Annotated in this window: 31 protein-coding genes and 1 pseudogene; 29 read left to right on the forward strand and 3 right to left on the reverse strand. The window is 28.2% G+C overall.

Annotation, left to right across the window (positions count from 1 at the left end; genetic code table 11):
• Positions 1 to 139 precede the first annotated feature (139 nt).
• The 28 genes from HF850_RS10360 to HF850_RS10495 all read left to right on the forward strand — a co-directional run bounded on the left by HF850_RS10360 (position 140) and on the right by HF850_RS10495 (position 23,177).
• Complete coding sequence (locus tag HF850_RS10360) at positions 140 to 388, forward strand: hypothetical protein (protein ID WP_206151648.1); 249 nt, start codon at positions 140 to 142, stop codon at positions 386 to 388.
• A complete protein-coding gene (locus HF850_RS10365) occupies positions 381 to 752 on the forward strand; it encodes a hypothetical protein (RefSeq protein ID WP_169105369.1) in 372 nt (123 codons plus the stop codon). The genes HF850_RS10360 and HF850_RS10365 overlap by 8 nt, the downstream gene beginning before the upstream one ends.
• 172 nt (positions 753 to 924) lie before the next feature.
• The gene (efp, locus tag HF850_RS10370) at positions 925 to 1,482 is read left to right on the forward strand and encodes an elongation factor P (RefSeq protein ID WP_169105370.1); all 558 of its coding nucleotides are present in this window, start codon (positions 925 to 927) and stop codon (positions 1,480 to 1,482) included.
• An 87-nt stretch (positions 1,483 to 1,569) separates the two neighbouring features.
• Complete coding sequence (locus HF850_RS10375; RefSeq protein ID WP_169105371.1) at positions 1,570 to 1,938, forward strand: CD1247 N-terminal domain-containing protein; 369 nt, start codon at positions 1,570 to 1,572, stop codon at positions 1,936 to 1,938.
• A gap of 347 nt (positions 1,939 to 2,285) precedes the next feature.
• A complete protein-coding gene (gene spoIIIAA / locus HF850_RS10380) occupies positions 2,286 to 3,206 on the forward strand; it encodes a stage III sporulation protein AA (protein ID WP_169105372.1) in 921 nt (306 codons plus the stop codon).
• Positions 3,194 to 3,712, forward strand: coding sequence for a stage III sporulation protein AB (locus HF850_RS10385; protein WP_169105373.1), 519 nt, complete (start codon positions 3,194 to 3,196; stop codon positions 3,710 to 3,712). The genes spoIIIAA and HF850_RS10385 overlap by 13 nt, the downstream gene beginning before the upstream one ends.
• A 154-nt stretch (positions 3,713 to 3,866) precedes the next feature.
• Complete coding sequence (gene spoIIIAC, locus HF850_RS10390) at positions 3,867 to 4,064, forward strand: stage III sporulation protein AC (RefSeq protein WP_169105374.1); 198 nt, start codon at positions 3,867 to 3,869, stop codon at positions 4,062 to 4,064.
• Between the two features lie 14 nt (positions 4,065 to 4,078).
• Positions 4,079 to 4,462 carry a stage III sporulation protein AD gene (spoIIIAD, locus tag HF850_RS10395; protein ID WP_169105375.1) on the forward strand — a complete coding sequence of 128 codons (384 nt, stop codon included), beginning with the start codon at positions 4,079 to 4,081 and terminating at the stop codon, positions 4,460 to 4,462.
• An 8-nt stretch (positions 4,463 to 4,470) separates the two neighbouring features.
• Positions 4,471 to 5,769, forward strand: coding sequence for a stage III sporulation protein AE (spoIIIAE, locus tag HF850_RS10400; protein WP_169105376.1), 1,299 nt, complete (start codon positions 4,471 to 4,473; stop codon positions 5,767 to 5,769).
• Between the two features lie 10 nt (positions 5,770 to 5,779).
• Positions 5,780 to 6,385, forward strand: a complete 606-nt coding sequence (gene spoIIIAF / locus HF850_RS10405; protein ID WP_169105377.1) for a stage III sporulation protein AF — start codon at positions 5,780 to 5,782, stop codon at positions 6,383 to 6,385.
• An 11-nt stretch (positions 6,386 to 6,396) separates the two neighbouring features.
• A complete protein-coding gene (spoIIIAG, locus tag HF850_RS10410) occupies positions 6,397 to 7,038 on the forward strand; it encodes a stage III sporulation protein AG (RefSeq protein ID WP_169105378.1) in 642 nt (213 codons plus the stop codon).
• A gap of 39 nt (positions 7,039 to 7,077) precedes the next feature.
• Complete coding sequence (locus tag HF850_RS10415; RefSeq protein WP_169105379.1) at positions 7,078 to 7,632, forward strand: SpoIIIAH-like family protein; 555 nt, start codon at positions 7,078 to 7,080, stop codon at positions 7,630 to 7,632.
• A gap of 124 nt (positions 7,633 to 7,756) precedes the next feature.
• Positions 7,757 to 8,137 carry an Asp23/Gls24 family envelope stress response protein gene (locus HF850_RS10420; RefSeq protein WP_169105380.1) on the forward strand — a complete coding sequence of 127 codons (381 nt, stop codon included), beginning with the start codon at positions 7,757 to 7,759 and terminating at the stop codon, positions 8,135 to 8,137.
• Between the two features lie 121 nt (positions 8,138 to 8,258).
• Positions 8,259 to 8,654: a transcription antitermination factor NusB gene (nusB, locus tag HF850_RS10425; RefSeq protein WP_169105381.1), complete on the forward strand. Its 396-nt coding sequence runs from the start codon at positions 8,259 to 8,261 to the stop codon at positions 8,652 to 8,654.
• Between the two features lie 225 nt (positions 8,655 to 8,879).
• Positions 8,880 to 9,728 (forward strand): bifunctional methylenetetrahydrofolate dehydrogenase/methenyltetrahydrofolate cyclohydrolase, encoded by an 849-nt coding sequence (locus HF850_RS10430; RefSeq protein WP_169105382.1) that lies wholly within the window; start codon positions 8,880 to 8,882, stop codon positions 9,726 to 9,728.
• Positions 9,718 to 10,917, forward strand: coding sequence for an exodeoxyribonuclease VII large subunit (gene xseA / locus HF850_RS10435; RefSeq protein WP_169105383.1), 1,200 nt, complete (start codon positions 9,718 to 9,720; stop codon positions 10,915 to 10,917). Before HF850_RS10430 ends, xseA begins: the two co-directional genes overlap by 11 nt.
• A gap of 10 nt (positions 10,918 to 10,927) precedes the next feature.
• Positions 10,928 to 11,149: an exodeoxyribonuclease VII small subunit gene (locus HF850_RS10440; protein WP_169105384.1), complete on the forward strand. Its 222-nt coding sequence runs from the start codon at positions 10,928 to 10,930 to the stop codon at positions 11,147 to 11,149.
• Positions 11,139 to 12,008 (forward strand): polyprenyl synthetase family protein, encoded by an 870-nt coding sequence (locus tag HF850_RS10445; RefSeq protein WP_169105399.1) that lies wholly within the window; start codon positions 11,139 to 11,141, stop codon positions 12,006 to 12,008. Before HF850_RS10440 ends, HF850_RS10445 begins: the two co-directional genes overlap by 11 nt.
• 16 nt (positions 12,009 to 12,024) lie before the next feature.
• A complete protein-coding gene (gene dxs / locus HF850_RS10450) occupies positions 12,025 to 13,881 on the forward strand; it encodes a 1-deoxy-D-xylulose-5-phosphate synthase (RefSeq protein ID WP_169105385.1) in 1,857 nt (618 codons plus the stop codon).
• Between the two features lie 11 nt (positions 13,882 to 13,892).
• Positions 13,893 to 14,705 (forward strand): TlyA family RNA methyltransferase, encoded by an 813-nt coding sequence (locus tag HF850_RS10455; RefSeq protein ID WP_169105386.1) that lies wholly within the window; start codon positions 13,893 to 13,895, stop codon positions 14,703 to 14,705.
• A gap of 17 nt (positions 14,706 to 14,722) precedes the next feature.
• Entirely contained in the window at positions 14,723 to 15,619 is an 897-nt protein-coding gene (locus HF850_RS10460; protein WP_169105387.1) for an NAD(+)/NADH kinase, read from the forward strand.
• On the forward strand, positions 15,616 to 16,068 hold the full coding sequence (locus HF850_RS10465; RefSeq protein WP_169105388.1) for an arginine repressor: 453 nt from the start codon (positions 15,616 to 15,618) through the stop codon (positions 16,066 to 16,068). The genes HF850_RS10460 and HF850_RS10465 overlap by 4 nt, the downstream gene beginning before the upstream one ends.
• 18 nt (positions 16,069 to 16,086) lie before the next feature.
• Entirely contained in the window at positions 16,087 to 17,775 is a 1,689-nt protein-coding gene (gene recN, locus HF850_RS10470) for a DNA repair protein RecN (RefSeq protein ID WP_169105389.1), read from the forward strand.
• Positions 17,776 to 18,092: 317 nt separating this feature from the next.
• Positions 18,093 to 19,280, forward strand: a complete 1,188-nt coding sequence (gene spoIVB / locus HF850_RS10475) for a SpoIVB peptidase (RefSeq protein ID WP_169105390.1) — start codon at positions 18,093 to 18,095, stop codon at positions 19,278 to 19,280.
• A gap of 615 nt (positions 19,281 to 19,895) precedes the next feature.
• A complete protein-coding gene (gene spo0A, locus HF850_RS10480) occupies positions 19,896 to 20,726 on the forward strand; it encodes a sporulation transcription factor Spo0A (protein ID WP_169105391.1) in 831 nt (276 codons plus the stop codon).
• 182 nt (positions 20,727 to 20,908) lie between these two features.
• On the forward strand, positions 20,909 to 21,436 hold the full coding sequence (locus tag HF850_RS10485) for an isochorismatase family cysteine hydrolase (RefSeq protein WP_169105392.1): 528 nt from the start codon (positions 20,909 to 20,911) through the stop codon (positions 21,434 to 21,436).
• An 81-nt stretch (positions 21,437 to 21,517) separates the two neighbouring features.
• A complete protein-coding gene (locus tag HF850_RS10490) occupies positions 21,518 to 21,853 on the forward strand; it encodes a hypothetical protein (protein WP_169105393.1) in 336 nt (111 codons plus the stop codon).
• Positions 21,854 to 22,040: 187 nt separating this feature from the next.
• A complete protein-coding gene (locus HF850_RS10495; RefSeq protein ID WP_169105394.1) occupies positions 22,041 to 23,177 on the forward strand; it encodes a TIGR02391 family protein in 1,137 nt (378 codons plus the stop codon).
• A gap of 36 nt (positions 23,178 to 23,213) precedes the next feature.
• On the opposite strand, the gene HF850_RS10500 is transcribed toward HF850_RS10495, so the two are convergent.
• On the reverse strand, positions 23,214 to 24,140 hold the full coding sequence (locus HF850_RS10500; RefSeq protein WP_169105395.1) for an alpha/beta hydrolase: 927 nt from the start codon (positions 24,138 to 24,140) through the stop codon (positions 23,214 to 23,216).
• 161 nt (positions 24,141 to 24,301) lie between these two features.
• Positions 24,302 to 25,279, reverse strand: coding sequence for a diaminopimelate dehydrogenase (locus HF850_RS10505; RefSeq protein ID WP_169105396.1), 978 nt, complete (start codon positions 25,277 to 25,279; stop codon positions 24,302 to 24,304).
• A gap of 250 nt (positions 25,280 to 25,529) precedes the next feature.
• Between HF850_RS10505 and HF850_RS10510 the strand changes: the two genes are divergently transcribed.
• On the forward strand, positions 25,530 to 26,156 hold the full coding sequence (locus HF850_RS10510) for a hypothetical protein (protein ID WP_169105397.1): 627 nt from the start codon (positions 25,530 to 25,532) through the stop codon (positions 26,154 to 26,156).
• 242 nt (positions 26,157 to 26,398) lie between these two features.
• Here HF850_RS10510 and HF850_RS10515 read toward each other — a convergent pair.
• Positions 26,399 to 26,569 (reverse strand): annotated as a pseudogene (locus tag HF850_RS10515) (IS701 family transposase); the annotation flags it as partial.

Genomic DNA, 26,569 nt, shown 5'->3' on the forward strand with positions numbered 1-26,569 from the left:
TATCCCAGAAAACTTTATCACTAAAATTCACAATAATAATTTTAAAAATGAAAAGAAAATTTTATTGATTTTATTGTGCTTTAATTTGATTTATCTTCCCTTAAATATTGATTCAATATATAAAAATAACCATAAACCTGTGGAAAATTTGAATATAGAATCATATAGTGACAAAAGAGACAGTTATTCAAGAAATATTTATAATATTGCAGAAGTTTTATTTTCAGATGACGTTAAAGAATGTGATGTAACAAGTATTGGTGGAAGTGTAGTTGTACAGGGGATGTTGAATGTAGATAAAATTAGTGATAAGAAAGTGTTAAAAGTAAAAGAGATTGAGCTTAAGCATGATGGCTGTTTTGAGCTAAAGGTAGATAATTATGAATAAGATATTTATTAGGTTGGCCTGTATTATTATTGCTTTATTATCTTTTATACAAGTAGAAATAAACCACAAATTTTCTAAACAAAGAGAAGAAATAAATAATATTGAAGAGATGCATAAAGATTCGAGTATAAAATATAAAACTTTGAGTAAACTAAATGATGAAGTAAGTCGTTTAAAAATGTGTAGCCTTATAGGTGCTAGCAATGATACAGAAAAATGGAAGGTAGAAGTGATGGTGAATGGAGATAGTGAAAATATATTAAATCAGCTTACTAAATTGCAGAAATATGAAATAACATCGTATCACATAGTAAAAAATGATGAAGAAAAATTTATTGTTTTAGAAATGTATGGAACTGAGTGACACTTTAGACAATAAATCTGCAATTTTTTTAGTAGAAACTAAGCAGAAATAATTGCAATTATCACTGTCTTTTGATAAAATATCATTGTTATGTCAACGACTAAGTATTTAAATTAATATTTAAGTTTAAAATTTGCATTGTAATTATTTTATAAATTTGGAGGGATATTTTATGATATCAGCAGGAGACTTAAGAAAAGGAACTACTTTTGAGTTCGATGGACAAGTGTTTACGGTAACAGATTTCTTACACGTTAAACCAGGTAAAGGTGCAGCATTCGTAAGAACTAAACTTAGAAACGTAATTTCAGGAGGAGTTGTAGATAGAACTTTCAACCCAACTGAAAAATTACAAGAAGCAGTTATTGAAAGAAAAGAAATGCAATATTTATATAATGATGGTGAATTATACTACTTCATGGATCAAGAAACTTTTGAACAAATTCCTTTAAACCATGAAAAAGTTGAAGAAGCAATCAAATTCTTAAAAGAAAACATGTTTGCTACAATCAAATTCTTCAAGGGAGAAGCTTTCTCAGTAGAAGCTCCAAACTTTGTTGAATTACAAATCACTCACTCAGAACCAGGAGTAAAAGGAAATACAACTACTAATGCTTTAAAACCAGCTACAGTTGAAACAGGTGCTATAATCAGCGTACCAATGTTCGTTAACGAAGGAGACGTTATAAGAATAGATACTAGAACTGGCGAATACATGGAAAGAGTTTAGTATTATATTAGATGGGGTTGCTAGGCAGATATGCTTAGCAGCTTTATTTGTATATACAAAAAATTTAAAGTATAGGAAGTGAAAGATATGGAAGAGCTTAGAAAAGAAATTGATAATCTAAAAATATCTTTATCAAAAGTACAAGATAAAGAATATAAGGAATGCTTTGAAGGAATATTTTCAGTTTTAAATACAATGAGCGATAAAATTGAGGAGCTTTTTGTCAATCAAGAAGCCATGGAAGAAAAAATGCAGTATTTAGATGAGGATGTAAGTGGTATTCAGGATGAGCTATTTGAGGAAGTATCAATAGATGAATTAAATGATATTGAAGATGAATATACTGAAATAAATTGTGCACATTGTAATAAACCAATATTTATCGAAAAATCAGCTTTGGAAAACAATGCTCAAATTCCATGTCCTTATTGTAATAAAAATATAAAGGAAAAGTAAGAGGTTCTAATTATGGAATCCTTTGCTTTCTTAATATATACGAAAATATTATATAAGAATTTTATAAGATAGGAATTAATTATAATTAAATATACAGACTAAAAATTATTTGATTTTTTGATATCATACTAATCAATTATACATAACATTTATAATTTAATTAATAAATTTCCTTATAGAAAATTAAATAATTCAATTAAAATAAGAAAAATCCTATGATAAATTTCATTATTGGAGTTTATCATAGGATTTTTTGTTTTACATATTTTTATGAGAATTAGTAATAATCTGAAACATAAATAAATATTAATTTAATATATAAGCATGAGAGGAGGAAGTGATATTCATTGAAAAATTTAAAGGGAATTATGGATATATTTCCAATTAAGATAGGACAGCTTCTTAAGGAGAGGCTGGTTAATGAACATATATATGAAATTAGAATTAAAGCTGAAAGTCCAATTTTAATTTATTCCAAGTATGGTGAAAATATAATTAATTATTGTCCTACAAGAGAGGAATTAAAGAATATGATGCAAAAAATATCTAACTATTCATTGTATGCATATGAAGAAGATATACGTCAGGGATTTATAACTATTAAAGGTGGACATAGGATAGGGATTGCTGGGGAATGTGTTATGGAAAATGGGAAGGTTAAGACTATAAGAAATATATCATCTGTAAACATAAGAATTGCAAATGAAATAATAGGATGCTCAGATAAAATACTTCCCTATATAATTTCAAAAAACAGAGTATATAACACAATAATAATATCTCCTCCCAAATGTGGCAAAACTACAATCTTGAGAGATATTACAAGAAATATATCAAATGGTGTTGAATCTCTACACCTTTATGGTAAAAAGGTAACTGTAATTGATGAGAGAAGTGAAATTGGTGCATGTCATTTTGGAATACCACAAAATGATTTGGGAATGAGGACTGATATACTAGATAACTGCTTAAAAAGAGAAGGTATGATAATGGCTATAAGAAGTCTTTCACCAGAAGTTTTAATATGTGATGAAATTGGAACTAAAGGAGATATAGAAGCTCTTATGATGGCTTTTAATTCTGGTGTAAATATAATAGTGACAATTCATGGATTTACTATAGAAGATTTATATAAAAGGCTTGTATTTAAGGAACTTTTAGATAATAAAATTCTTGAAAGAGCAGTTATTTTGAGTTCAAGAAATGGAGTAGGCACAATTGAAGATGTCTATGATCTAAGAGGGGGAAAAAGCATATGCTTAAATTGAGCTTAGGGATAGTTATATTTATAGTATGCAGTTATGTTGGATTTCAGTATGGAGAAATATTTAGAAAAAGAACAGTATTTTTAAAAGAAATACTTAAAGGCTTTGTAATACTACAAAATGATATTTTATATGGATCGATGCCGCTTCCAGAAGCATTTAATAATCTAAGTAAAAAACTTACTAAACCCTTAAGTACTTTTTTATCAGGAGTATCAAAGAGGCTTATTGATGGAAGCGTAGATAGTGTTTTTCAGGGAATCTTATCAGAATATAAATATTATGAAAATGAATTTTACTTATGTGATGAAGATAAGAAAGTGTTAGAAGATTTTTTTAAATCTTTAGGGGAATCAGGAGTTTATGGTCAGGAAAAAATATTTACACTTGCGATTGAAGGCATAAAAGTTAACCTAAAAGATTCAGAAGAAATTGCAAAGAAAAATATAAAACTATACAGATATCTTGGTGCATGTATTGGAGGAATGATTGGGATATTTATTTTATAGATTTGTGATTTTTAAAAACTATAAAATTAAAAAATACAATCATAAACAGTAAATAAACGCAATATTTATAAAAGTAAAATTAATGAAATATATAGATGGAGGTATATACCATCAGAATATTAGGTTAAATTTAAGTTTGAAGGAGCGGGAGTGTATGAATGATATAAGTGTTTTACTTAAAATAGGTGGAGCAGGGATTATTTTACTGGTATTAGATAAGGTATTAACAAGTAGTGGTAAAGGTGAGATAGCAGCTATTACTAATATTGCAGGTGTTGTAATAATTCTTCTTATGATAGTTTCCATTATAGGAGATTTATTTAGTACATTAAAAACTATGTTTATTATGTAGTGGGTGATTATATTATGTTAATTATTAAGGTGGTAGGTATAGCTTTTATAGCATTATTCATAATGCTGCTTCTAAAAAATTCAAAGGGTGAACTCAATCCGTTAATAGCTCTTACTACAGGAGCAATAATATTCTTCATTGTGATTGATCCATTAAAAGAAATTATAACTTTTTTGCAGACAATAGCAGATAAGGCCAATATAGATACGGTTTATATTGGAATTGTATTAAAAATATTAGCTATTGCTTATATAGCTTCTTTCTCAAGTGCATTGTGTAAAGATGCAAATGTGGATAGCTTAGGAACTCAGATAGACTTTGCAGGAAGAATTATGATTCTTGTACTTGCAATTCCAATACTTATGGCTGTATTAAATTCTATTCTGCAGATAATGTAGGTGTTGTTATGAGGAAGATAAAAAGAATTACAGTTTTATTATTAAGTATTATTGTCATTTTTGCAACTGGATTTAATTTAGATAAAGTAGAAGCATATGGGGATATTTATTCAAACAGAGAAATAGGAGTATACAATACAGGCAATACTATTAATAATAAAAATAATACGGTTGAAAAAATTGGAAACAAAGATGAAAGCAACAGTATAAAAGATGAGATAAATATAGATGACTTAGATGGTAAGGCAAAAGGGCAGATAGAGAGTTTATATGAATATATAAACAAAATGAAAACTGATGTGGAACTTATGGAGTATCTTAATCCTAAAGAATATATACAATCATATATTTCTGAAGGTAAGGGAAATTTGTCCTTTGATGTGCTAGCTAAAGCAACTTTAAGTTTATGCTTTAAGGAAGTAAAAAGTGTGTTGGTACTTGTAGTATCCATAACTACAATAGCCATAATATGTGCACTTTTAAAAAATCTTCAAGACGCATTTGCTGATGAAAGTATATCAAAAATAGCATTTTATGCATGCTTTGTACTTGTAATAATGATACTTTCAAAAAGTTTTATAATATCTATTTCATTAGCAAAAAATGTGATAAATAATATATCAGAATTTATGAATGCTCTGTTACCAATATTGGTTACGATGATAGGACTTGCAGGAGGGGTTACTTCTGCTGTTGCATTAGATCCATTTGTTCTTGGAGCAGTAGTATTGATTCCTAAGATATATACAACAATAATAATTCCATTTATACTTATGGAATTTGTATTAGAATTTGCAAATAATTTATCGGAAGAACATAAGATAACTAATTTATGCGGACTATTAAAGCAGTGCATACTTTGGTTTCAAGGAATTATAGTTACAGTGTTTATAGCTCTTTTAACTATAAGAGGCATAACTTCAAAAACACTAGATGCAGTAACATTAAAAACAGCTAAATTTGCAATAGATAATTTTATACCTATAGTAGGAAAAACTTTTTCAGATGCTATAGCTTCAGTAGCTGGATATTCTCTGATTATAAAAAATGCTATAAGTTCAATTGGTCTTATAGTTATAGTATTTATATTATTATATCCAATAATAAAGCTTGTGATGATGACTTTTATATATAAGCTGGCAGCTGCACTTGTAGAACCCATAAGTGATTCGAGAATAACAAAATCTTTAGAAGCAGCAGGAAATTCAATGGTATTGATAATATCATGTGTTTTAACCATAAGCCTTATATTCTTTATATTAATTGCTATTATGGCTCAGGCTGGCAGTTTTGTAATAGGAGGGTAGGTTAAGTAGTATGGAAGCATTAAAAAGTTTAGTTGCTACACTTACAACAGTTCTTATATTTATAAGTGCAGTTGAGCTTATAGCACCTAAAAATAAAATTAAGAAGTATATAAGTTTTGTTCTTGGATTAATTCTTATAAGTGTAATTTTAAATCCTATAATAAAATTTATATCTAATGGTGAAAGAAGCATTCAAGCTGGTATTGAAAATTATACCTCAGTATTTTCAAAAAATGAAAATAGAATTAATAGTGAAGGTGATATTGATTCATCATTTGAGAATAACAGTACTAATAACAATTCAAGGAAATCAGCATTCATAAAAAATTTTAATAAGAATTGTGATAGTATGCTTAAAAATAAATTTCCCAATCTAACTTTTAAAAGTAATGTAGATTGTGATGTAGATTTTGTTAACATCAATATAAATATAAAGAAACTGCGAATAGGCATTAAGGATAAATCAATAAAGAAAATAGAACCTATTATGATAAATGATGATAAACAGGAGAAAAATGAGAATTTAAATAATGAGTATGGAGACATAATAACTTATGTGTCATCAGAATTAAAAATTCCAAAAGAAAAAATAGAAGTATATAGGTTAGATGAATAGGAGGGATTTATATGGGGAAAAGTAGGATAATAGATGAATTTGATAAAATGCTCAAAGACAAAAAGTTTAGAAACATAATTATACTATGTCTTGTAACAATATTTGTTTTAATTGCAATCAATGTGTTTCAAGATAGCCCAAGCCTAGGGAATAAACTTACTGCTATAACTAACAAAAATAATAGAAATACAAATGAAAGTACAACAACTACAACAAATAATACAGATACTTCAGGGGCAAAGGCAGTTACAGAAAATGAATATGAAGAACAGCAGAAAGCAAATCTTATAAACATACTAAAGAAAATGGACGGTGTTGGAGACGTAGATGTATTAATTCATTTTGAAAATGGAGAAAAGAAAGTGCCAGCTTATGATAATACAACTCAAAAATCTACTACAGAAGAAACTGATAATCAAGGGGGAAAAAGAGTAAATGATCAGAATACAGATAATTCTAAAGTTGTTATGACAACAAAGGATGGAGAAAATCAACCCTTTATAATAACTACTATAAAACCTAAAATTGTAGGAATTGTTGTTGTTGCAGAAGGTGCTCAGAACAGCAAAATAAAATATGAAATAGAACAGGCAGTTTCAAAATTATATAACTTAAGTTTAGATAAGGTTAATGTATATAGTATGAAGAAGTAGCATATAATTTTATAGAAAAGGAAGGGGAGGAATTTTATTATGACAAAAAAACAGTGTGGGATTATATTTACATTACTAGCATTAATATTATGTACAGGTATGCTAGCAGCCAAGCTTAATAATGGAGGACTTAATGATCCAACAGATTTAAGTCAGGTTATTTCATCATCAGATACATCTAATTCATCCGGTATTGATATAAATGCAAATGCTAATACATCTAATGAGAATACAGCAGCAGTTAGTCAACAAAACTATTTTTATGATTCTAGAAGTGCTAGGGAACAGCAAGATTCAGCTACAATTCAATCATTGAATGCTATTATAGCTGATAATAATACATCAAAAGAACAAAAAGATGCTGCAACTAAGGAATTAACTAAAAAAACTATGGTAAAAGATAATGAAGCAAGAATTGAATTGAATGTTAAAAATAAAGGATTTGAAGATGCATTCTGTATGTTGGAGGATAATAAAGCTACAGTAATAGTTAAATCATCAACTGGTATAGAAGATGCAGACAGTGTTGCAATTCAGGAAATTGTTCAGGATGTTTCTAATATAAAAGATGTTATTATTGAAGTTCAAAAGTAATATAGAAGGTATTAATATAGAATTTACAGTTTGCAGTTAATATTGTAATGTTAATTTTTATTTGATATAATAAACATAAGATTAGCATGTTTTGTCAATACAAAACCGAGGAGGCTTAGATAGCATGGAAGATTTTAATAAAGATGAAAATATCGGAGTTATAAAAATCTCTGATGAAGTAGTTAGTGTTATAGCTGGAATAGCAGCACAAGAAATCGATGGGATTATAGATTATCAAAGCAGTGTTGCAAGTAATTTAACAAATATACTCAAAGGTAAAAAAAATGCTCCTAAGGGAACAAAGGTTACGTTAGAAGATGATAAAGCTATTATAGATATGAACATAGCAGTAGAATATGGTAAAAAAATTATGGATTTAGTAGCACAGGTTCAAGATAACGTTAAAAAGACAGTTGAAGCAATGACAGGTTTAAGTGTATCAGCTGTAAATGTATGTGTTCAAAGCATCTATTTACCTAAGAAAGAAGAAAGTGAAACTAAATAGTTTGATTTTCACCCTCTGAAATTTCAGAGGGTGTTTCGTTTGGGTGGGGTTTAAAAGAATTAAAAAGTGTGTATAATGTTAATGTACATAATTAATAGTCGTTATATTTTAGGAGGATTAAATGAACAGAAAATTATCTAGGGAAAAAACAATGGAGTTATTATTTGGGATGACTTTAAGTAAAGATACAGTAGAAGAAGCAATAGAAAATTTTGTAGATAACTACGAAGGAAACATAAAAGAAATTGATTTAACATATGTTAAGCAAACTTTAATAGGTGTTGAAAATAATAAAGAAGCTATTGATGAAGTGATAGCAGCTAATTTACATAACTGGAAAATAGACAGAATTTCAAAGATTAACTTAACTATATTAAGATTAGCGGCTTATGAATTATTATATAATGAAGAAGTTCCAAAGGGTGTAGCAATAAATGAAGCATTAGAAATTACAAGAAAATATTCTGATGAAAAAAGTATATCATTTATAAATGGAGTTCTTGATAAGATAAAATAATTATTTTAGTATAGAATTTTATATTAATGTGAAATACTATAAGTAAAGGGGTAGTACTTATATATTCCACATTGGCAATATTAAAGGCTTGGGTAAAGTGACTGATATAAGGTGGCTGTATCTGAGTCCTTTTTCAATTTTAAGATGATATTGTTTTTGGTTGAAAAAATGGTAAAGTAAAGTTAAAATAAACACAGGATAAAACTTAAGAAAGTTGGGATAATTATGGGGCAAATAATCAATGGAAAAGAAATAGCATTAAAAGTAAAAGAAGATATAAAAAATTTTGTTAGCGAAAGACAAAAGAGCAATTTAAGAATACCTAAGATAGCATCTATTTTAGTTGGTGATGATGGGGGCTCTATTTATTATATGGAAAGTCAGGAGAAGAATTCAAAAGCTCTTGGAGTTGGTTTCGAAAAAATAATACTGTCAGAGCAGATTTCAGAATCAGAAATTATAGATAAGATTCATGAACTTAATGAAGACAAAAACATACAAGGGATAATATTACAGCTTCCACTTCCAAAGAAGTTTAATGAAAAAAAGATAGTAAGAGAGATATCACCTTCTAAAGATATTGACTGTCTTACATTTGAAAGTCAGGGAAAACTATATATGGGAGAACCAGAATTTCTTCCATGTACACCTAATAGTGTGATTACACTTATAAAGAGCCTGAATATAGATATTACAGGCAAGAAAGCAGTTGTTATTGGGAGAAGTAATATAGTTGGTAAGCCTGTGGCTCAGCTTTTGCTAAATGAAAATGCTACAGTTACAATATGTCATTCAAGAACACAGAATTTAAAAGAAATATGTAAGGAAGCAGATATATTAGTTGCAGCAATAGGAAAACCTAAATTTATAGACGATACTTATGTAAATGAGGATGCAGTTGTAATTGATGTAGGAACTTCACGCTTTAATGGGAAAATAACTGGGGATGTTGATTTTGATAAGGTTGTAGATAAATGCAAGGCTATAACTCCAGTACCAGGTGGTGTAGGAGCTCTTACAACAACTCTTCTAATTAAAAATGCATGTGAGGCTTTAAAGAAAAATGAAAATTAAAACATTAACAGTTTCAGAAGTGAATAGCTATATAAAAAGAATTCTGGATAATGATTTTATTTTAAGTAATCTCTCTGTAAAAGGAGAGATTTCAAACTTGAAATATCATAGCAGCGGTCATATATACTTTTCATTAAAAGATGATAATGGAAAGGTAAACTGTGTTATGTTTAAAGGAAATGCAGCCTATCTAGATTTTGAACTTGAAGAAGGTATGGAAGTAGTAATTACAGGAAGGGCATCTCTTTATCCTGCTACAGGATCTTTTCAACTTTATTGTGATGAAATAAAAAAAGAAGGGCAGGGAGAACTTTTTATTAAGTTTGAAAAGCTTAAAGAAAAACTTTCAAAGCAGGGATTTTTTGATGAAGACCATAAAAAAGAACTGCCAAGATATCCAAGAAGAATAGGAGTTGTAACTGCAGAAACAGGAGCAGCTATAAGGGATATAATAAATGTAGTAACAAGAAGAAATAAATATGTAGATATTGTTCTTTATCCAGCAAAGGTTCAAGGTGTAGGTGCATATAAAGAAATAATAGAAGGAATAAAATATTTCAATAAAAATAAAAGTGTTGACCTTATAATAGTAGGAAGAGGAGGAGGATCCATAGAAGAATTATGGAATTTCAATGAAGAAGAGCTTGCAAAAGCTGTATATTTATCTAGTCTTCCTGTAATATCTGCAGTAGGTCATGAAATAGACTTTACTATATGTGATTTTGTAGCAGATATGAGAGCTGCTACACCTTCGCAAGGAGCAGAAATAGCTGTACCTTTAGATAGTGAAATGATAAATAACATAAAAGATGCTTCAAAAATGCTGGATATGAATATTCAAAATAGAATAAAAAGTTGCAGACTAGAAGTAGAAAATGCACAAAGGATATTACGGATACATTCTCCAATTAGTAGTATAGCAAATTCTTATTTAGAAGTAGATAAATTAAGAGAAAGATTGAATTTTGTAATTAAAAATAAAATAAACAGAGAAAAAAATAAAATTGAAGGATTAAATAACCTACTTACTGCTTATAATCCTATAAAAGTAATAAGTAAAGGATATGCTATAATAGAAGATGATGAAAATCAATTGATTGTATCTAAGGAGCAATTAGCAGAAAATAAAAATATAAAAATTTCTCTAAGAGATGGAGAAGTCAGAGGAGAATTCATTCCTCAAAAGTAAGGAGTTTAATATGGCAAAAAAAGAAAGTTATGAAGAGATGTTATCTAAACTTCAGACTATACTAAATGATTTAGAAAATGACGAATTAAATCTTGAAGATTCTATGAAATCATATGAAGAAGGAGTAAAATTAGTTAATAAGATATATAAAACTCTTAATGCGTATGAAGGGAAAATTTCAGTTGTAAAAGATGAAAAAGAAGTGGAGTTTAATGAAAGAGATGGAGATTAGCATTTTACAGAAGGATATAAATGAATATCTTGATAATTACTTTAAGGATAAGGGACACCATAATAAGATAATATATGATGCATCTGCCTATAGTGTAAATGTAGGTGGAAAAAGAATACGACCTATATTATTTATATTGGGATATTATATTTATAAAAAAGGATATAAGAATATATTACAGATGGCATGTGCTATAGAAATGATACATACTTATTCTCTTATACATGATGATCTTCCTTGTATGGATAATGACGATTTAAGAAGAGGAAAGCCTACAAATCATAAGGTTTTTGGTGAAAATATAGCTGTACTTGCAGGTGACAACTTGTTAAATGAAGCTATGATTACTATGATGGATTATGCATTAAAAAATGGAGGATGTTCATTAAAGAGTGCATATGAAATAGCTTTTTCAGCAGGAGCTGAAGGAATGATAGGTGGCCAGGTTGTTGATATAATATCAGAAGGAAAGAGTATTTCTAAAGATGAACTTGAATATATGCATGCAAAGAAAACTGGTGCTCTTATAAGATCTTCAGTAGTAGCAGGAGCAATTTTAGCAGAAGCACCAGAAAAGGATATAGAGCTTCTTCGTGAATATGGAGAAAAGTTGGGATTAGTATTCCAGATAAAGGATGATATTTTAGATGTTATTGGAGATGCTAAATTATTAGGAAAAAATATTCATGTAGACCAAGAAAACAATAAAACTAATTTTATTACTGTTTATGGTTTAGAAAAATGCCAGAATCTATGTGAAATTTTAAGTGATGAGTGTGTAGAAATATTAAAAAGATTATCTGTGAATGCAGATGAATTAATTGAATTAACATACAGGCTTTTAAAACGAGAAAACTAATAGAGGGAATGGTATTATGAAATTATTAGATAAACTGAAATTTCCAGAAGATATAAAGAAATTGAATGATGAGGATCTAGAAGTTTTAAGTGAAGAAATAAGAAATTTTCTTATTGAAAGTGTATCAAAGACGGGAGGACATCTAGCATCAAATCTAGGAGTTGTTGATCTGACTGTTAGCTTATTTAAAGCTTTTGACTTTAATAAAGATAAAATAGTATGGGATGTAGGGCATCAGAGCTATGTATATAAGATTCTTACAGGAAGAAAAGATGAATTTAAAAATTTAAGAAAATTTAATGGAATAAGTGGTTTTCCTAAAAGAAGTGAAAGCAAGTATGATTTTTTTGATACGGGACACAGCAGTACATCAATTTCTGCAGCATTAGGAATAGCTCGTGCAAGAGATATTAAAAAGGAAAAATATAATGTTCTTGCAGTTATAGGAGATGGAGCACTTACAGGTGGAATGGCATTAGAAGCTCTTAATGATGTAGGATATAGAAAGACAAAAATGATTATAATACTAAATGATAATCAGATGTCTATTTCAACAAATGTAGGTGGAATGTCAAAATGTCTAAATAAGGTAAGAAGTAATCCTAAATATAATGAATTAAAAATGGAAATTAACGAATCATTAAACCAATTTAAAGTAGGAAAAAATATAGCAGGAAAAATATCAAAAGTAAAAGATAGCATAAAACATCTTGTTGTTCCATCAACGTTATTTGAAGATATGGGAATAAAATATATAGGACCTATAGATGGACATAATATAAGCAGTATGATAGAAGTGTTTAATCAAGTTAAAAATATTGATGGACCAGTATTATTACATATTCTTACACAAAAAGGAAAAGGCTATGCATTGGCAGAAGAAAGCCCTACAAAGTATCATGGAGTAGGACCATTTGACCTGGAAAGTGGGGAAATGAAGGTTTCTCCTAAAAATAGTTATTCTAAGGTGTTTGGAGAAGCACTTATTAATTGCGCAAAGAAAGATAGCAGTATAGTTGCTATATCAGCTGCAATGCCTGAAGGAACAGGACTTAGCTGTTTTGCACAGAAATTTAAGGAAAGATTCTTTGATGTAGGAATAGCTGAACAGCATGCAGTAACACTTGCTGCTGGAATGGCGAGTAACGGACTTAAGCCTGTATTTGCCGTGTATTCAACATTTCTTCAAAGAGGATTTGATCAGATTGTTCATGATGTATGCATTCAGAATCTTCCTGTAGTATTTGCCATAGACAGAGCTGGAATTGTTGGAAATGATGGTGAAACTCATCAGGGAATTATAGATTTATCATATCTTTCTATAATACCTAATATGACTATAGTTGCACCAAAATGTCTTGAAGAGGTTGAATTACTTCTTAAATGGTCATTTGAAAAAAATGCACCAGTAGCAATAAGATATCCTAGAGGTGGTGATATTGTAGATGATATTAAGCCACTAAAGGAAATCAAAGAAGGAAAATGGGAATTAATTCATAAAGGTTCAAAGGTATGCATAATAGCTACAGGAAAGATGGTTCAGCATGCTAAACTTGCTATGGACATGATGTATGAAAGAGGATTAAATCCTACACTTATAAATGCAACATTTATAAAACCTATAGATACAGAATTATTAGATGAAATAATAGAAAAGGGATATAATATTTTAACAATAGAAGATAATATTCTGCATGGAGGTCTAGGGTCTCTTGTTGAGAGTTATTTATTAGAAAATAATTTTAATGGGAAAATAAAAAGATTAGGCTACGATAATGTATTTGTACCTCAAGGAAGTGTAGATTTATTATATAAACAATATAAATTAGACTCTGAAAGCATAATGAATGAAATTTTAGAGCTTTACGATTAAAGGAGAAAAAAATGGCAGAAAAAAAAGAAAGACTTGATGTACTTTTAGTAGAGAAGGGAATAATTACATCTAGAGAAAAAGCTAAAGCCTGCATAATGGAAGGTAAAGTATATGTTAATGGGCAAAAACTTGATAAAGCAGGTGAAAAGGTAAGCGTAGATGCAGATATAGAATACAGAGGAGATAAATTACAATATGTAAGCCGAGGCGGATTAAAATTAGAAAAAGCTATGAAAATCTGGCCTATTACTCTAGAAAATAAAGTATGCATGGATATAGGAGCATCTACAGGTGGATTTACAGATTGTATGCTTCAAAATGGTGCATCTAAGGTATTTTCAGTAGACGTTGGATATGGACAGTTTGCATGGAAACTTAGAACTGATGAAAGAGTTGTATGTATGGAGAGAACAAATATAAGATATGTAACTCCAGATGATATTGGTGGAGAACTTTTAGACTTTGCATCAATAGATGTATCTTTCATATCATTAAAGAAAATTATGCCTGCAACTTTGGGACTTTTAAAGGATAATGGAGAAGTTGTTGCTCTTATAAAGCCTCAATTTGAAGCAGGAAGAGAAAAAGTAGGTAAAAAGGGCGTAGTAAGAGAAATGAGCACTCATAAGGAAGTTGTTTTTGATATAGTTGATTTCCTTATAGAACAAGATTTGAATGTTCTTGGAGTAGGGTACTCACCAATAAAAGGACCTGAAGGAAATAGAGAGTATTTAGTATACTTTACTAAAGATAAGAATAAAGAAAGTAATTTTAAAAGAGAAGATGTTGATACTGTTGTAGAAGCATCACATGTTGAAATTTAATTTCTTTTGGAGGGGCTATGAAAAAGATAGGTATTGCAATTAATCCGTCAAAGGATAATGATAATAAAATCTTAGATATGGTTGTAAAAAAAATTAGAGAAAAATTTGAACCTGATGACATATATGTATTTAATAGTTTTGATATAAGAAAGCAGGAGATTAAACATCTTAATCTTCTTGTTGTGCTTGGAGGAGATGGAACTCTCCTTGGAGTAGCAAGGAATCTTAAAGATGATTTTGAAGCATCTTTATTTGGAATAAACATTGGTAATTTGGGGTTCTTATCAAGCGTTGATATTTCAGAGATAGATTTTGCGCTTGATAAGATTAAAAATGGGGAGTACAGGATAGTTGAAAGAATGATGTTATCTTGTGATGTGGAAGAATCAAAAGACGGTACGATTTTATGCAATGATAATAAGGATCATGTTTTTCAAGGAGAAGAACTTAGGGCTTTAAATGATGTTGTGCTTGCTAGAGGAACATTATCTAGAATGGTGAAATTTAGAATATATGTTGATGGAAAGTTATATTCTAAATTTAAAGGTGATGGGCTTATTGTAGCCACACCTACAGGTTCTACAGCATATTCTTTTTCAGCAGGGGGACCATTTATATACCCTGATTTAGAACTTATAACCATTACTCCAATATGCCCACATACAAAAGCTATGCAGACTATTGTATTAAATGGAAATAGTAGCATAGAAATATATGCCGATAATGAAGAGGAAAATATTTATCTTACAGTAGATGGGCAGAAAGCTATTGAAGTAAATCAAAAAAAGCCAATAAAAGTAAGGAAATGTACTAAAAGTATTAAAGTACTTTTATGTGATAATTATGATTACTTTAAGGTGTTAAGGGGAAAGATTTTAAATAATTCTAGAGAATGTGATGGTGAAGAATTTTGAAATCAAAAAGACATACGAAAATTTTGGAAATTATAGGATCGAGGGAAATTGAAACTCAAGAAGAACTTGCAGAAGCATTAAGACAAGAAGGCTTTGATGTAACTCAAGCTACAGTTTCAAGAGATATTAAAAACTTAAAGCTTATAAAGATTCAGACTTCTGGTGGAAAGTCAAAATATGCAGTTTCAACAGGAGAACAGAAAAATATAATAGATAGATTAAGCAATATATTATCAAATACAGTTTTAAGTGCTGAAAATATAGATAAGATGGTTGTGATTAAGACAATAACTGGTTCTGCACCTATAACAGCGGAAGCTATAGATAATCTTGAAAGTGCTGATATTGCAGGAACAGTAGCTGGTGATAATACTATTTTCATTTTAGTAAGAACAATTGAAGGTGCTGAAGAACTTGTTGCTAAAATAAGAAAGAGAATGTCATCATAAGGTTAAGGATGGGATGAGATGTTAATTCAATTAAATATTAAAAATTTTGCGTTAATAGAAGAGATGACAATTAACTTTGATAAGGGGTTTAATATACTTTCAGGAGAAACTGGAGCAGGTAAATCTATAATGATTGATGCTATAGATTTTGTACTTGGAGGTAAATTTTCAAAGAGCCTTATAAGGACTGGTGAAGATAAAACATATGTTGAAGCAATCTTTACTTTTGAAGGTTCTAAAATTTATGATGTTCTTGATGAACTGGATATCGAGTATGAAGATGTACTTATTATTTCAAGAGAATCACATCAAAGTGGAAAAAATCTTATAAAAATTAACGGAAAAAGTTTAATTACTTCTCAACTGAGAAAAGTAAGGGCTAAACTTTTAGATATTCATGGACAACATCAGAACCAAGAATTACTACAGAGAAGTAGCCATATACTATATTTAGATGAATTTATTGATGAAGAATGCAAGGCTCCACTTGAAAAGTATACATATCTTAGACAAGAACTTTTAAAAATTCGTGATGATATTGCAAGAATTACAGGAAATCAGGATAGAGAAAAATTACTTGATTATTTAAAGTTCCAGATTGAAGATATAGAAAAAGCAAAATTGAAAGAAAATGAAGAAGAGAGTTTAAAAGAAGAATACAATATTTTGGCAAATGCCGAAAAAATAAACAATGCTCTTGTAAGCTCATATGGAATTTTAAGTGGTAATGAAGAAGTAAATGTTATTGATGGATTATCTAAAGTGCTTTCTGAACTTGGAAGCGTAGAAAAACATTTTGAAAAAATTAAAAAAAATAGAGAAGCTTTAGAAGAAGCTTTTTATACTATTGAAGAATGTAGCCGTGAAATACGTGATATGGGTGAAGAAATAGTATTTGATAATGATAGATTAGAAAAAATAAATTCAAGAATTTATGAAATAAATCAGTACAAAAAGAAATATGCACCAACTATAAAAGAAATTTTAGAATATCTTGAAAAAATTAAGATGGAATATAATGAAATAGTAAATTCAGAAAAGATTATAGAAGAACTTAAAAGTAAAGAAAAAGCTATTATTTCAAAAATGGAAGAAGCAGCAATGGTGCTTCATAATCTTAGAGTTAATAAAAGTAAAGCATTAGAAGAAAAAATATTAAATGAGCTTGCATTTGTAGGTCTTGAAAAATCAAGAATGGAGATAAGTGTAGAAAGAAGTGATAACTTCAACGAAAGAGGATTTGATGATGTATGCTTTATGATTTCTACAAATCCTGGAGAACCATTAATGCCTCTTGAAAAAGTATTATCTGGTGGAGAAATTTCAAGAATAATGCTTGCATTTAAATGTGTATTTGCAGAAAAAGATGAAATACCTACACTTATATTTGATGAAATTGATACAGGAATAAGTGGTGCAGTAGCACAGAGAGTTGGAGAAAAAATGTATCATTTATCATGTACTCACCAAGTATTATGTATTACTCACCTTCCTCAGATAGCAGTATTATCTGATCATCATTATTTTGTAATGAAGAGAGTTAAAGATAATAAAACATTCACAAGTATAAAAGTACTATCTAATGAAGAAAAACAGATGGAAATAAGTAAAATGCTGGCTGGTGATGATGTTACAGAAGCAACTATTAATAATGTAAAAGAAATGATATGTTCTGCTGAAAATAAAAAAGAAGAAATAAGAAGATAAGTATACATATACTTATTAAATTTGGAAAAGATAAAATTATAGGTAGCTATGGTTTTATCTTTTTTTAATTTATTATTTTTGTTAATAATAGGAATGAAATATGGATTTTAGAGGTAAGGAAAAATAAAAAAATAAGAAAAAATGAGAATTTAAAAGCTTTTGAAAGTCAATTATATAAGGGATTTGAAGAAATTAATTTTTATATTATAAAAATTTAGTATAGAGTAAATTTTTTGTCTTTAATAACAAGCATCTAATAGGATAAGATACTTGTCCAGTGGGGAAATTAAAATCAAGAAGTAAAGGAGGAGAGAAATATGAAGAAAAAATTTTCTTATATGATTAGTCTAATTATGACTCCAATCCTAATTCTAATTTTATTTACCACTGTTAATCTTATAGGAATACCAAGTAAGATTTACACTAAAAATGATGAAACTATGCCATCTATTGCTCCTATAGGAAATACCATAAGAAAGGTAGGAAATAAAGATGAGTATGAAATAAGATTTTTAGGAATGATTCCAGTAAAATCAGTTCAAGTACAGAATATAAATGAATTGGAAGTATATCCAGGAGGAATTCCAATTGGTGTAAGAGTTAATTCGGAAGGTGTATTAATAGTAGGATATTCAGATATATCTATAAATAATGAAAAGCAAGAGAGTCCAGGAAAAGCTGGAGGGCTTGAAATAGGCGATGTAATATTGAAAGTTAATGGAATAGAAATGGATAATGCACAAGATTTATTAAAGACATTAAAGAACTTAGATAAAGATGTTATAAAGGTTGATATATTAAGAAATGGTCAGACTATGACCAAAGTAATTAAACTTCAAAAAGAAAATGAAAAAGATTACAAAATAGGTTTATGGATACGTGATTCAACAGCAGGTGTTGGAACATTAACATTCTATGATAAAGTAACAGGAAAGTTTGGTGCATTAGGTCATCCGATTACAGACTGTGACACAAACGAAACATTTTTAATAAAAGATGGTGATGTGGTAGAATCAAGCATAATAAGTGTAAGAAAAGGTGAAAAGGGATGTCCTGGTGAGTTAAAAGGAATATTTATAAATGAGAATAACCCAAATGGAAAGATTGAAAAAAATACTCAAAGTGGAATTTTTGGTGAAATAAATAATTGTAGTAATATATTAAAAAATTCTTCACCTATGAAAATAGGACTTAGAAATGAAATAACTGAAGGAAGTGCAAAAATAATAACTACAATAGATGAAAAAGGACCACAAGAATTTAATATAGAAATAGAAAAATTGCTCAATCAAAGTACTCCAGGTTCAAAAAGTATGGTGATAAAGATAACAGATCCAAGACTTATAGAGAAAACAGGTGGAATAGTACAGGGAATGAGTGGAAGCCCAATAATTCAAAATAATAAGATAGTAGGTGCTGTAACACATGTTTTAATAAATAAACCTGATACTGGATACGGCATATATATTGAATGGATGCTTGAAGATGCAGGAATAATTAAATAATATAACAAAAAGTTGCTTTGAAATATAAATTATAATATTTTGAAGCAGCTTTTTATAATATGAAATATATTGAGAATATTTGATAACATAAATAATAGAACGAACTTGAAATCAGAAGATTGATTCTTGAATTTTAATAAGTAAGTATGTTTATGTATTATAACGTTAAGAATTGATTTTGTATCTTATTAAAAATAGTATTATATAATTTTATATATAAAATTAACCTAAAAAGTAATTTTCAACCTAAAATTGATTGTAGAAAATACGATAATATAATATAATGTAAGTAGTAAAGTGTTAATAATTGAAAATATTTTTAGTATCATATTAGTATAATAAATGAATTAAAGGTATAACTTTTGTGTTAAGTATTTACTTATAGCAAAAAAAAGTGTATAATTTACAAATAGTGGAAGATAATTGAAGATTACTGTATTATCTATAATGAGAATTATATACTGATATCTTAATGAAATATACATACCCTTAAGAAATAAAATATATTGTTTTGTAGAATTTATATTATTATAAAAATAAAAACATCTGCAGAAAGATATTTGTGGGGTAAAATATTATAAACATAATGCAATAATAGATAAAGGAGAGAATAAAATGGAAGATTCAAAAATATCAGTACTTATTGCGGATGATAATAAAGAATTCTGCAGTATATTAAATGACTACTTATTAAATCAAAGAGATATAGTTGTTACTGGAATAGCTAAAGATGGTAGAGAGGCATTAGAACAGATTGTAGAAAAGAAACCAGATTTAGTTATACTTGATATTATTATGCCACATCTTGATGGATTAGGTGTATTAGAAAAATTAAATACAATGAGTTTAGAAAAAACACCAAGAATAATTATATTATCAGCAGTAGGACAAGATAAGATAACTCAACAAGCTATAACATTAGGAGATGATTATTATACTGTAAAACCATTTGATATGGAAGTGTTCACAAAGAGAATCAGAGAAATGTTTAACAGTGCACCTACTCCAGCAAAGAAAGTAAATACAGGAAGAATAACTTTCCCAGCTCAAACACCAGTATTCAGTAGCTTAACACAAGAAACAAAATCACCAGTTGATCTTGAAACTGAAATTACAAACATAATCCATGAAATCGGTGTACCTGCACATATTAAAGGATATATGTATTTAAGAGAAGCTATTACAATGGTAGTAAACGATATGGAGCTTCTTTCAGCAGTAACAAAGGAATTATATCCTTCAATAGCTAAGAAGTACAACACAACAGCTTCAAGAGTAGAAAGAGCAATAAGACATGCTATCGAAGTAGCTTGGGGTAGAGGACAAATAGAAGCAATAAACAAGTTATTTGGATACACTGTTCATAACGATAAGGGTAAACCAACTAATAGTGAATTTATTGCAATTATTGCAGACAAGCTTAGATTGAAAAATAAAGTATCATAGTATATTTTACTAGATTTATAAATGTATGAAGATTTAATAAGATACTGAATAATCAGTTGAAATCACTGATTGTTTAGTATCTTATTTTTTCCTATATGTATATTTATTATATTGAACTCGAACACAAAAAATGGTATTTTATAATTGGAATTATTTGGGGAAGTTATGAGGGGTGAATTATAATGGGGAATAAAGCATTGTTAATAATAGACATACAAGAAGACTACACAGGTATTAATTCAGATAAGAAGACACGATATAGTGGGGCTGATGAATTAGTCATGAGAGTTAATAAAATTATTGAGGAAAGCAAAAGAAATGGTATGGATATAATCTATATAAAGCAGGAATTTGCAGGTGTTATTCCAGTATTATTAACTAAATTATTTTCTCATGGTACTGCTATAAAGGGAAAGCCTGGAACAGAATTTGATAAGAGGCTGAATATAATTTCTAATAACTGTTTTTCAAAATCAGTACCAAGTGCATTTTCTAATGATGAGTTAAAAAAGTATCTTAAGGAAAATAAAATAGAAGAATTAGATGTTGTAGGGTTAGATGGGCAGTTCTGTGTTAAAGAAACTATAAAAGCAGCTATAAAAGAAAATTATCATGTTAATCTTATCAGTAATGCTGTTTTATTTAAGAATGAAAATAAAAGACAAGATGTTTTTGAAAATCTTAAGAAACTAGGCGTTCAGATAATCTGATTAAAATTTATGTATTAATATATTATATAGTAGTAATATTCTTCTTTTTCAAGAGTATATTTATAGAAAAGGAGTGATATTATGTATTCTGAAAAGCAAGTAGTTAACTTAATACAAAATGAGTATAGGAACTTAAATGATAATAATCTATTTGATGAATGTATAAGAAAGAGCAAGAATATACTAATAAACAATTTGTATGATGAATTTGTATCTACAGAAGTTAATTGTGACCCAGATAAGTTTATCAAGACTATAAACTGCTGGTACAGAGATAGCGTAAGTGAAGATGATCTTAATATATTTTTATTAGACAATGAAGTGAATTCGTTTATAAAGAATTTAATCGTATGGAGACGTAATTTAGAGATTAATAATTTGAGTTTTGATAAGTGTATAAGCAGTATTATAAGATAAATCTGTCATTTATTATTAATTAGATTACCTGGTTCGGGTAGTCTTTTTTTATTATATAAAGAAATATGAAAGTCTGATAATCTAATGACATATATACATAATGATTATTGTAAAAATATAGCAAAAATATATAATAATATTATAGACTATAAATTGGAGATAACATTTACAAAAGGAGTTATACCATATGGATTTAAGAAGAAATATTGAAAAAAAGTTATGGCTGAATATTAGTGAAAACTATGAAGAAGCCAATTATTCAAATGCTATTTTAGATTCAATACATATGTTGACACAAATTATAAAAAGTAAAACAGGATTAGAATTAGATGGTAGTCGATTGGTAGAGAAAGCTTTTAGTGGAGATATACCTAAGATTAGAATAAATAAATTACAAACTAAATATGAAAAAAGTATTCAAAAAGGTATACAGGAAATATTAAGAGGTATATATATAGCTATAAGAGATCCAAGAAATCATAATAAATTCAGCGATAGAAAAGAAGATGCTGACGCAATTATATATTTTGTTAATTACTTATTTAAAATTATTGATTCATCTGAATCAGCATTTGAGGAAGAAGCTTATTTAAATAGAGTATTTGATAAATATTATGTTAAAAGTGAAGAATATTCAAAGCTATTGGTAAAACAAATTCCTGATAAAGAGAAAATCAATATAGCTATAAAGATTGTTTTAAAAATAGATAAAGGAGACATATATGCTCTTCAATATTTTATGAAAGCTTTATTAGAGGAGTTGGATACTGATGATAAAAAGCAGTTATTTAATTTAATTAGTGACTTATTAAAGCTGACAGATAATTATCCAGTTATACGAAGTTTATTATATATAATTCCAGGAGAGTATTGGGTTAATATTGATAGAGTTGTTGGAATTAGGTTAGATAATATATTACAATCAGATGTTAAGATGGGGATGTATGATTTAAAAAATGATATACTTTGTGATGATTCCTATGGAGCATTAGGAACATGGATTACTAAAGAACATTTAAAAAGTTTCTGTAATATAGAAGAATGGACAAATCTCCTTGTTGATAAGCTTGAAAGTAATAATGAATATGAAATACAGTATGTATTAAAATATTTTTGGGATATATTATGTGATATTAATTATGAAATTATAAATAAAAGATTAATAAAATATTTTAAAAATCAGCTAAGGGCAGATAATAAGGAAATTATAGAAAGATTTTTATATAATATTATGTTTAATAATATTCATCCTTGGTGGGATGTTTTCAAAGAAGAATTAGATGGATATTCTGATATATTATATGTAGATAGAATAGAAGAGTAGATTATTAATCAAATAATCATTTAGAAATACAAATGATTATTTGATTTTTATTCCTACAATATCAGTGATCTTATTAATTACATCTTTTGCCTCTGGTATAGGATAAACCATAAATATATGATTCATATTTGGATAAACATAAGTGGTTATATCTACATTTTGTGAATTTAATAGTTCATCGAATTTTACCGTTGAAGGATATAAAATATCATGTGTTCCAATAAATGAAGTTATTTTAGTTGTGTTTCTAAAATCCCCGTAAATAGGACTTAGTATAGGATTATCTAATGGAGTATTGCCTTGATAATATTTAACTGGGATTAAAGCTCTTTTTACTATAAGAAGTGGGTCTTGTTTTTCAGCAGCGTACATTTCTGGAGTGTCAAAATTCATATCTGTACATGGAGATAAAATAATAGCATTAGAGGGTTGGGGTAGATTATACTGTTTAATTAATTGTATTAAGCCTAATGTAATATTGCCACCACAAGAATCACCCATAATAGTTAGCTTGTTGGGAGTAGTATCTTCTAATATTTTTGTATATAGATTTATTAGTTTATTATAAGCTACTTTGTAGCTGTTTGGTGTCTTTGGATAAATAGGAACTATTATTTTTGCATCAAGTTTCTCTGCAAGTTTGTCTAAAAATTTCCAATGGAGTGACAGAGGTTGAAGAGTCCATCCACCACCATGAATATAGAATATATTTTTTTGTGATTCGCTTTTCTTATCATTAATAGTAAATAATTGCATACTTGAATAAGTTGATTCAGTTATTGTGTTTATAAATTTAGAGGAATTGATAATAACAGGTTCAAGTTCATTTTTATAGCGGTTTTCTATTAAATTTACTAAATCATCTGTACCTTTTTGTCTTACTTTCTTTCTAAAGGCAGATATAAGTATCTCTATTAACCTGCTTGATAATGAACGTTTTAATTGTACTATTTGTGTACTCATTAATTTCTCCTAAAAAAGTAATATGTATATTTTTAATGTTTATTATATATAAATATGATAGATATGAAGCTAATAAAAATAGCAAGTAAAGTCATTATATATTATATGCAAATATTGTAAAATAAGAACAACCTCCTAAAAAGGAAGCTGTTAAAAATTTATTATAATAATTCTTTTCTTAATTCAGCTGGTGATTTTTGTGAAAGATATGCAGGTGGAATATCAAATACTGTACATGCACCAGTTCTTCCTTCTTTAGCCATTTTATTTATAGCTCTTGCATAAGCAGTTAAAACATTTGCTGTGAATTCTGGATTGCTGTCTAAATCAAGAGAGAATTCTATTTTTTCTTTATTTCCATCACCAGTTACTCCAGTTCTAATTACAAATCCTCCGTGAGGCATACCTGAATGATTTTCCTTTAATTCTTCTTCACTGATAAAATTTACTTCTGTATCATAGTCAGAGAAATAATTTGGCATAGTTTTGATTGCTTCTTCAACTTTACTACTATCTGCACCTTCTTCTAATACTACATAGCATACTCTAAGGTGTTTGTCCCTAGTAGTAAGTTCAGGATTTTCTCCATTTCTAACTTTGCTTAAAGCTTCTTCCTTTGGCACTGTATATTGTTTAGCATCTTTAACCCATTCTATTCTTCTTATGGCATCTGAGTGACCTTGACTTACACCTTTTCCCCAGAAAGTATAATCATTTCCTTGTGGTAAGATTGCATTAGCATATAATCTGTTTAATGAGAATAATCCTGGATCCCAACCTACTGAAATGATACTTAATGTACCGGCATTTTTTGCTACTTTATCAACATTTTCAAAGTATTCAGGAATTTTTGCATGAGTATCAAAGCTATCTACAGTATTAAACATTTCAGCTATTTTTGGAGTTTGTTTAGGAAGATCAGTAGCAGAACCACCACAAAGTATCATGACATCAATTTTATCTTTATATTCTTCAATCTTTGATATATGTATAGCTTTTGATCCATCTTCCATTATAAGACCATCTCTTCTTGTAAATACAGCTACAAGTTCCATATCATCATTTTGCTTTAGTGAGTTTATAACTCCTTTACCTAAGTTTCCATAACCTAGTATACCTATTCTAGTTTTTGTATTCATATTTTTATCCCCCATTTTGAAATATATATTTTATTAAATATATAATATTTTAACATATTTAAATTAAGTTGTGTATTTTATTATGCTTTTTTTGATTTTTGTTGAATTTAAATTGATAAAATGATATTTTGCCAATCGTTTAGTTATAATAAAAAATTAATACTTATTAATTTACAAATTGGTATTTTATTACAAAATTAAAGGTTGTATAATAAATATAAATAAATATTAAGAAAAAGAGATGATCAATATGGTTTTGTGTGATGAAATTTTTGCGCTTAATAATTCAATTGATTTTCTCAAAATATATGATGGAAAAAGACCTTACTATGGAGGTACTCAGTCATGGTTTCAAAATCATGCCTTAAGAAAAGTAGGATGTAGCATAGTTGCAGCAGCAAATATAACAGCATATATTGCAAAAAAAATTAAAAATCAAATATTGTATAATTATGAGGATATGAGTAAGGAAAATTTTCTTGACCATATGGAGAGTGTAGCAAAATTTATTCATCCTGATGTAAAAAAAGGTGTAACTTCAGTATCTTATTTCAATAATGAAGTTATAAAATTTGCTAAGGATAAAGGAGTCACTATACAGGCACGTATGATTACTACTGAAGATGATTTTGATAATATACGATTATTTGTAGAGGAGGGTTTAAGCAAGGACCAGCCTATAGCTTTACTTATGTTGGAAAACGATATACTTAAGGAGTTTGATTGGCATTGGATGACTGTAACTAAGCTTTTTAAAAATATGGACAAGTATTATGTTGATTTTTCAACATGGGGAGAGAGAAGGATTTTTACTTTAGAAGATTTTTATAAGTACAGCAGTTTTGGGGCATTAACATATTTTGAAGTTGTTAAATAGCAATCATTGTTGTTTGCTTTTAGAATCTACAAGAATTAAACAAATCATCAAGAACTTTAATTAAGATTCTTGATGATTTGTTTTTTAAGAGTGATAATTTTACATAAAACTATAATGCCAATATAGTTTTAAAATTTGTAAGCATTTATATCTATAAATTAAATTTATTAATCTATGTGCATATTTATTATAAATATATTTTATAAATAATTTACTAGACTTGTGCAGTAAATAGGAAAAATTTAAGCTACTAGTCCTAATTTGGAAATGGTAGACTCTAGACTAATCCCGTTATCTGCACATTCATGTGCAAATGCAACTATTTTTACCAAATAATTGTTTCGGAAGTGTATTATTACATCTCCAATATTCTTTAATTTATACAATTTACCATATTTAACTCTGAAAAGTTC

This window comes from Clostridium sp. SM-530-WT-3G (genome assembly GCF_012843905.1).
Taxonomy (GTDB): domain Bacteria; phylum Bacillota; class Clostridia; order Clostridiales; family Clostridiaceae; genus Clostridium.